This is a genomic window from candidate division WOR-3 bacterium (genome assembly GCA_011052815.1).
Taxonomy (GTDB): Bacteria; Hydrothermota; Tepidihabitantia; order SM23-42; family SM23-42; genus DRIG01.
The window spans coordinates 1-7,612 of record DRIG01000054.1 but is presented as its reverse complement, the minus strand read 5'-3'; the positions used below and the strand labels follow the sequence as shown (position 1 = coordinate 7,612).

Here is a 7,612-nt window from a genome sequence, read left to right as displayed (position 1 = left end):
AGAGAAAACTTGATTTCGCTATATTTTGAAGGGTTTATTTCAGGGTGCAACAAAACTCCGAAATCATAATCGCTTTCGGTGTTTTCATCGGCTCGTCCGCGAGAGCCGAAGAGATAAACAGTGATAATAGGATATCGTGAAAAAATATTTTTCAAATTCATATATTAAAGTATATTAAGAAATAAATGGCTGTCAACATCATTGGATTACTTGAATTCCCGTTTCTCGAAGATAAGAGTGGCGAGATAGAGAAGAAAGACAGTATAGATGATACCATAACACAGAGAAAAGAGGAGTTGGTCTCCGTATAGCGGCAGCCTATAAACCAGTTCGCTGCGCAGATTGAAATTTTCCAGATTGGGCAGGATATAATAGAAGATATAGGCGAGATATTTCAATGCCGCGGATTTCGCCTGATCAGCGAAGACCTTCAGATCGGGCAGGGCATGACCGATGATAAAGAACAGGATTCCCATTATCGCGGTCAGGGTCGGTGAAGAGAACGAGGAAAAGAGCAACAGAATTCCCAGGAGCACGCTGATTTCCAGGAGGGTGAATGGAAGCGCGATAAATAGCCGGGGGTCGAAAGAACCTTCATAGAGCAGGAGCATAATCTGCTGGATTATCGCCATGGAACAGACCATTACGGTGATGAGCAAAAACAGACCGGCGAATTTACCGAGCACTATTTCACTCCGTTTAACGGGTTTTGATATAACCGTGTATATCGTGCGTTTTTCAATATCTTTGTGAATAAGGGTGGAGCCGATGATGATGACGACGAGTACACCGAACAGGGACATCGCGGCAAGACCCAGGTCGCGCAGTATTTTGGGTGATTCACCGAGGGCGAACGGTTCAAGAAAGATCGAGACGATGATGAGCATCAGACTGAAGACGATCAGGAGGAGTAAGATCCTCTGGCGCAGACTTTCTTTGAATGTATTTTCTATCACTGCCCGCAGTCTATGCATCTTTTTTCTCCTTATTCTCTTCAGTTACTTTCACCTGGTCAACAAACCAATCTTCCAACGAAATTTCATCGGTTTTAAGTCCTTTCTTTAAGAATTTATTCAACTCACCGACATTCATTATTCTACCATTGATGATGATACCGATTCGGTCACAAACCGCTTCGGCGTCTGGTAAGATATGTGATGAAAAGAATATCGTCTTTCCCTGTGCCTTTTGTTCTAAAATCAATTCTTTTATCTGCTTTCTGCCGATCGGATCAAGACCGGTAAGGGGCTCATCGAGAATGAGAATCTGCGGTTCTGCGATCAATGCCTGGGCAATGCCGATGCGCTGAAGCATTCCCCGTGAGTATTTACGCAGGGGTAGATGCACGGCGTCCTTTAACCCCACTTTTTCAAGAAGATGATAAACCTTTTCTTTATAATCAGTATAATTCCCGAGTAATGCGTGGATTTTCAGAAACTCGTACCCGGTCAGGTGGTCATAGAAGTACGGTGATTCCGGAAGAAACCCTATTTTCTTTTTTGCCTCGATTGAAGCCGCCGGAAAACCGAGTATCATGGCGCTGCCTGAATCCGCCCTGATCAAGCCGGTTATGATTTTGATCGTCGTCGTCTTTCCGGCGCCGTTCGGTCCGAGAAAACCGAATATCTCACCCTGTTTGACGCTCAACGAGATATCGTGCAGGACCACTTTTTTCTTCTGCCAGAAATGGCTTTTGAACGAGCGATAGATATTCGCCAGTTTGATCGCATCCATACTGCGTAATTATATTCATTATCAAAATTTTGTAAAGGGTAAAGAGCATAGAACATAAGGCGAAGAGCAAAAGGAAGGGAGATTCCTCGCTTCGCTCAGAATGACAGGGGGGAAAGGGATATTGACAAATACTCCTTTTTATATAGAATAAGTAAAATAAAAAAGGAGGTACAATGAATTTGATATTACTCTTATTTATGGCTCTGCCGCAAGATTATATCAATCTCATTATGGAGCAAAAATATGATGAAGCACTCCAGTATTGTGAAGAAATGATTTCCCGTGGTAGAGATACCTATAAGTGGGAGATCGAAAGGGCTGACATTTATCTGGATAAACTGCAGGATTATGACGAGGCGGTGAAGCTTTATAAAGAACTCACTGAGAAATATCAGAAAAAAGACGGCTGGCTGTATTACCGCCTTGCATTAGCCTGTGAATTGAATGAAAATTATCTTGATGCCGCAAAGGCGTATGAGGTCGTGGCGACCAAATATCGTAAGGCGCCGCTCGACTCTTTTGCATTGAACGGTGTAGAGCGGTGTTTTAAGAAAAATTATCAGGAATATGTTGCACTGGTGAACGGCTATAAGATCACCCGTCTGGAACTGGATGAAGAGCTGGGTAAGAGATCGCCGTTCGCCCGCAAGGATGAAAAAGCGATGCTTGACCAGATGATACTTCAAAGACTCCTTTATGAGAATGCATTGAATTACGGGATACCCAAGACAGAACTCTTTAAAGAGGAGATGTCGAATTCAAGAAGGTCACTACTCCTTGATGAGGTGTATGCCACGGAAGTGATTGAGAAATCGAAACCTTCGGAAAAGGATATGAAGAAGTACTACTATAAGAACAGAAAGAATTACATGATTCGCGAACAGGTGAGGGGTAAAGAGATTGTAGTGGAATCAGATAGTCTGGCGCAGTTTCTCCTTGATTCTCTCAAGAAGGATATCGCGAGTTTTGATTCACTCGCAAAGTTGTATTCCACCGCCCGCAGTAAAGCAAGCGGCGGTAATATGGGAATCGTATACAAAGGGGTGCGGCCCAAGCCTGTCGACAAGGCGTTGTTTAAGGCTGAATTGAATAAAGTCATAGGAGTAATTCCTTTTGATGATAAGTTCGGAATTTATATCGTGACCGACCATAAACCGAAACGTTACCGTAAGTTCGAAGAGGTGAAGAACCAGATTGAGACGGCGTTGAAAGCGGAAAATCTTAAAAAGGTTGAGAAAAAATTCCTGAAGAAGTTGAGGAAGAGGGCGAAGATCAAAATCTATTCAAAGAAGGTGGAAAACGATTCCATCCTTTCCGAAGACAGGGTCGTCGCAGTGGTCAATGGGCGTGAAATTCTGTATAAGGATGTTGAGGTGCGGAATGCCTCACAACCGCAGTTCGCCAAGACCGATTTGTCCCGTGAAGAGGAATTCAAGAAATTGCTCGATAAGATGATCGACGACGAGTTGAAACTTGAATTCGGAGAGCGCCATAAGTATTTCCTGAACGACGGTTATATCGCCAAGTTGAAAGACGCCAGGAAGAGACTGATGGAGAGCGGTCTATATCGGAAAGTGGTCGTTGAAGCGGTGTCTGTGGATTCCCAGGAAGTAAAGGATTTTTATAAAGAACATAAGGAGGATTTCAAGATTCCCGAGATCGTGCGCTGCAAAGAGATTGTGGTCGACTCACTACCTCTTGCTGAGGAACTGCGGACCATTCTGAAGCAGACTCCGGAGAAATTCGATTCTCTGGCTCGGGAACATTCAAAGGCGCCGACTGCAAAACGGGGAGGTGTCACCGGTACGATCAGAAGAGGAATGAAACCGAAAAAGTATGAAGAGATTGCCTTTAAACTTGAACCCGGTGAAATTAGCAAGGTCTTTTCAGCGGATGATTCCACATATACCATCCTGACGGTTGTTGAACATAATCCGGCTTCTTACAGAACATTTGAAGAGGTGAAGAAGAGCATTGAGACGAATCTTCTGCGACAGAAACAGCGGGACGTCGCCAATGAATTCATCGAAAAGATTAAAGCGGAAGCAAAGATCGAAATATTTTTAAGTGAGGAGAAGCCGAAAGAAGAGACGAAAAAAGAGGATGAAGAAAAGAAAGAAAATAAATAATGCCTGAATTGCGCAAAGACCCTGTTCTGGGTCGTTGGGTTATTATCTCCACCGAGCGGGCGAAACGCCCCAAGGATTTTAAAGCCGTTCCTGAAAAGAAGGTCGTTTCTCCTAAATCCTGTCCTTTCTGTCCGGGAAATGAAAAGGCGACCCCGCCTGAAGTCTTCGCCTATCGCAAGGAAGGAACAGAACCTGATACACCGGGCTGGACTCTTCGGGTCATTCCCAATAAATTCCCCGCCCTGGCGATCGACGGAGAGATAAGCAGACGCGGAGAGGGCATTTACGACCGAATGAACGGAATCGGCGCCCATGAAGTCATTATTGAAACCTCTGACCACACAATGGACCTTGCAGACCTGCCTCTCGTTGATTTCAAAAATGTCATATACGCCTATCAGAAAAGACTGCTCGAATTGAAAAAAGACCAGCGGCTTCGATATGTGATGATCTTCAAGAATTTCGGGGCTGCGGCGGGTGCGTCGCTCGAACACAGCCACTCCCAGTTGATTGCGACCCCCATCATTCCCAAGAGGGTGATGGAAGAGATGGACGGTGCCCGGCGTTATTTCGAATATCGGGAACGGTGCATCTTCTGTGATATCGTGGTTCAGGAAACAAAAGAGCGCAAAAGGTTGATCAGTGAGAACAATTCCTTTATACTTATCTGCCCGTTTGCACCGCGGTTTCCTTTTGAAACCTGGATTCTGCCGCGCAATCACATCTCGAATTTCGAGGATGCAACTGAGGAGGAACTTGATGATCTCGCTTCCATATTAAAAGATTGTCTCATGCGGATAAAAAAAGCCCTTAATATTCCGCCGTACAACTATGTGATTCACACGACTCCCATAACCCTTAAAGGAATCGAGTTCTATCATTATCATCTGGAGATCATTCCTGTGCTTACCCACATCGCCGGTTTTGAATGGGGGACCGGTTTTTATATAAATCCGACAGGGCCTGAGGATTCAGCCGCTTACCTCAAGAATATTTTATGAAGGTCGCCTTTGTTGCGTCCGAAGCAGTTCCGTATGCAAAGACAGGCGGCCTTGCCGATGTAGCCGGTACCCTGCCTCTTTATCTCAAGAAACTCGGTATCGAGACGAAAATTTTTCTTCCGAAGTATAAAGGAATCAGCGGTACGACATTCGTGAAAGATATCGAAGTCGATATTACGAAGAAGTATCACGTCGGTATCCATAAAAAAGATGATTTTTATTTCATCGACTGTCCTGAGTTTTTCCTGCGGGATGGAATCTATGGTTCGGAAAAAGGCGATTATCCGGACAATTGTGAACGGTTTACTCTTTTCTGTAAAGCGATGAGCCGGTATATAACAGAAGATGAAAGTTTTGATATCGTGCACTGTAATGATTGGCAGAGTGCTTTGCTCCCGCTCTATTTGAAGCTTGAAAAAGTATCCGTGAAAACAGTTTTTACCATCCACAACCTCGGGTATCAGGGTCTGTTCCCAGCTGAAAAATTCCCTTTGCTTGGACTCGCCAGAGACTACTTCACTCCCGAATCACTGGAGTTCTACGGCAAAATTAATTTTCTTAAAGCCGGCATATTATACAGTGATATTATCACGACGGTTTCAGAGAACTACGCAAAGGAGATCCAGACGTCCGAACTCGGTTTCGGCCTCGACGGTGTGCTGCGGAAAAGAAAAGAAAACCTTTTCGGAATCATCAATGGTATCGATTATAAAACGTGGAATCCTGAAACCGATCCGTTGATTTACCATCTTTATAATGACTACGATGGGAAGCAGAAGAACAGGTCGGCGCTTATAAAAGAGCATGATTTGAAAAACAGTACTCCGCTTCTCGGTATTATTTCAAGGATTGCAGAACAGAAAGGATTCGATATCATCATAGATGCATTCGATTCGATCCTCGATATGGGTTTCAACCTCATCATCCTCGGGTCTGGAGAAGAAAAGTATCAGAAGTCACTGAGTGCGCTTGCCAGCAGGTATGCCGGCAGGGTCTCCCTCAATATACGATTCGATAACAGACTGGCGCATCGGATCTACGCCGGTTCTGATTTTTTCCTTATGCCGTCACGATATGAACCCTGTGGTCTTGGGCAGTTGATAAGTTTGAGATACGGCACCGTACCCGTCGTTCGGAAGACCGGTGGACTCGCCGACACCATCGAAGAGTTCGACCGCCGGAATAATTCCGGTAACGGTTTTTTATTTGAAGGATATTCGGCTGAAGAGATGCTGCAGGCGTTGTCAAAGGCATATACCCTGTACGACAAAGAGCCTCGTTTATTGAAAACCCTTTCTGAAAAATGTATGGGCTATGATTTTTCCTGGGAGAAATCCGCGGTTAAATACAAGGAGCTTTACGAGTCTCAATTAAGACCTTGACACATCATATTTTTTTAATAGAATTTGGTGTTTAAAAAGGAGGAATATGATTGGCAAATGGCAATGCACTGTTTGCGGTTATATTTATGATCCCGGTTTCGGGGATCCTGACAACGGTATTCTTTCAGGCACTTCGTTTGAAGAGCTGCCTGAGGAATGGGTCTGCCCGGTCTGCGGCGCAGAGATAGAGCAGTTCGAACCTTATGCCGACGAAGAGAACTGAGGATTAAACCATTTTCTTATCACCGAGCGTCCAAATATAATGAATGGCGATGAAGATATTTTATTGGTTAGAGAATTTAAGAATGGCAACGAAAAGGCGTTCGACCGTATCTTCGAAAAATACCGGGTGTCGTTGTACTCGATATGTTACCGTTTTACCAGGAATGATGCGGATGCTCGTGAACTTACTCAGGATGTCTTTAAAAAAATTTATCATAATCTTACTAAATTCAACGAAAAATCGAAGTTTTTCACCTGGGTTTACAGAATTGCGGTTAATACCTGTCTTTCTTTTAAGCGACGGCAAAAAGCCCCTGAACTCCATTACGAGTCCGTTCATAACACCGGGTCGATGGAACAGAGGGTGAGAATGAAGATTGCGATTGATAATGCCCTTTCCAGATTACCCGAAAGGCAGCGGCTCTGTTTTATTCTCCATCACTACGACGGTTATACCTTTGCTGAGATAGGTGAGATTATGGGTATTACCACGGGTGCTGCAAAGGCGAACCATCATCATGCCGTCAATAAATTGAGGATTTTATTAAAGGAATGGGTATGAAGTTATGTCAGCGGTTTAAAAGAAAGCTCATCGACTACGTGGAAGGAAATTTAACCGAAGAAGAAAACCGCATCTTCAATGAACATCTGGAATTCTGCGGGAGATGTCGTGCAGAGTTAAAAGAACTGAAAGGGCTCTACAGTGTTTTAGAATATGATGAAGTTCAACTTCCTGAAAACGAATTTTTCGAAGGCCTGCTTGATGGTTTGAGACGGAGAGAGATAAGATTGAAACCCGCACACCGATTCTCTGTTTCAGGGGTTCTGCGTATTCTTGCGTCGGCTGCCGCCGCGCTGGTCATCATTATATTTCTCAATCGAAATGATAACACCGTGGAGTTGACTGTTCCTTTCTCGACCCTGCTTGAGGACAGAGAGATCGCCGAGCTGGGACTCAGCGGTGTGGTTGATGACAAACTGATTGATGATATGTCCAAGGTGGAGGATTATCTGTCTCCTGAACTGGATGAGGCGGTTGAAGAACTTACTGAAGTCGAAAGAGCCGAATTCATCAAGAACTTATATGAAAAATATATGATCGGTACTTAAGAGGAGGAATGATGGGCAGAGCGATTATTTTGTT

9 protein-coding genes are annotated in these 7,612 nt (G+C 44.2%); 6 read left to right on the top strand and 3 right to left on the bottom strand.

Translation table 11 applies throughout. The features are described 5' to 3' along the window. From ENI34_04870 to ENI34_04860, 3 genes are all read right to left on the bottom strand, one after another. A partial coding sequence (locus ENI34_04870) for a nucleotidyltransferase domain-containing protein (GenBank protein HEC78460.1) occupies positions 1-161 on the bottom strand: 161 nt, incomplete at its 3' end. A gap of 45 nt (positions 162-206) precedes the next feature. After that, on the bottom strand, positions 207-974 hold the full coding sequence (locus tag ENI34_04865; protein ID HEC78459.1) for a hypothetical protein: 768 nt from the start codon (positions 972-974) through the stop codon (positions 207-209). Then, on the bottom strand, positions 967-1,734 hold the full coding sequence (locus ENI34_04860) for an ABC transporter ATP-binding protein (protein ID HEC78458.1): 768 nt from the start codon (positions 1,732-1,734) through the stop codon (positions 967-969). The genes ENI34_04865 and ENI34_04860 overlap by 8 nt, the downstream gene beginning before the upstream one ends. A gap of 173 nt (positions 1,735-1,907) precedes the next feature. Here ENI34_04860 and ENI34_04855 point away from each other — a divergent pair, with 173 nt between their 5' ends. Genes ENI34_04855 through ENI34_04830 form a run of 6 tightly spaced genes read left to right on the top strand, consistent with a single transcriptional unit; the run spans position 1,908 to position 7,578 of the window. Further along, entirely contained in the window at positions 1,908-3,863 is a 1,956-nt protein-coding gene (locus tag ENI34_04855) for a hypothetical protein (protein HEC78457.1), read from the top strand. Then, positions 3,863-4,864, top strand: coding sequence for a galactose-1-phosphate uridylyltransferase (galT, locus tag ENI34_04850; protein HEC78456.1), 1,002 nt, complete (start codon positions 3,863-3,865; stop codon positions 4,862-4,864). Before ENI34_04855 ends, galT begins: the two co-directional genes overlap by 1 nt. Beyond that, complete coding sequence (glgA, locus tag ENI34_04845) at positions 4,861-6,246, top strand: glycogen synthase GlgA (protein ID HEC78455.1); 1,386 nt, start codon at positions 4,861-4,863, stop codon at positions 6,244-6,246. Before galT ends, glgA begins: the two co-directional genes overlap by 4 nt. A gap of 46 nt (positions 6,247-6,292) precedes the next feature. Next, positions 6,293-6,469 (top strand): rubredoxin, encoded by a 177-nt coding sequence (locus ENI34_04840; protein HEC78454.1) that lies wholly within the window; start codon positions 6,293-6,295, stop codon positions 6,467-6,469. Positions 6,470-6,508: 39 nt separating this feature from the next. After that, the gene (locus tag ENI34_04835; GenBank protein ID HEC78453.1) at positions 6,509-7,030 is read left to right on the top strand and encodes an RNA polymerase sigma factor; all 522 of its coding nucleotides are present in this window, start codon (positions 6,509-6,511) and stop codon (positions 7,028-7,030) included. Further along, positions 7,021-7,578, top strand: a complete 558-nt coding sequence (locus ENI34_04830) for a hypothetical protein (protein ID HEC78452.1) — start codon at positions 7,021-7,023, stop codon at positions 7,576-7,578. The genes ENI34_04835 and ENI34_04830 overlap by 10 nt, the downstream gene beginning before the upstream one ends. Positions 7,579-7,612: the final 34 nt, after the last annotated feature.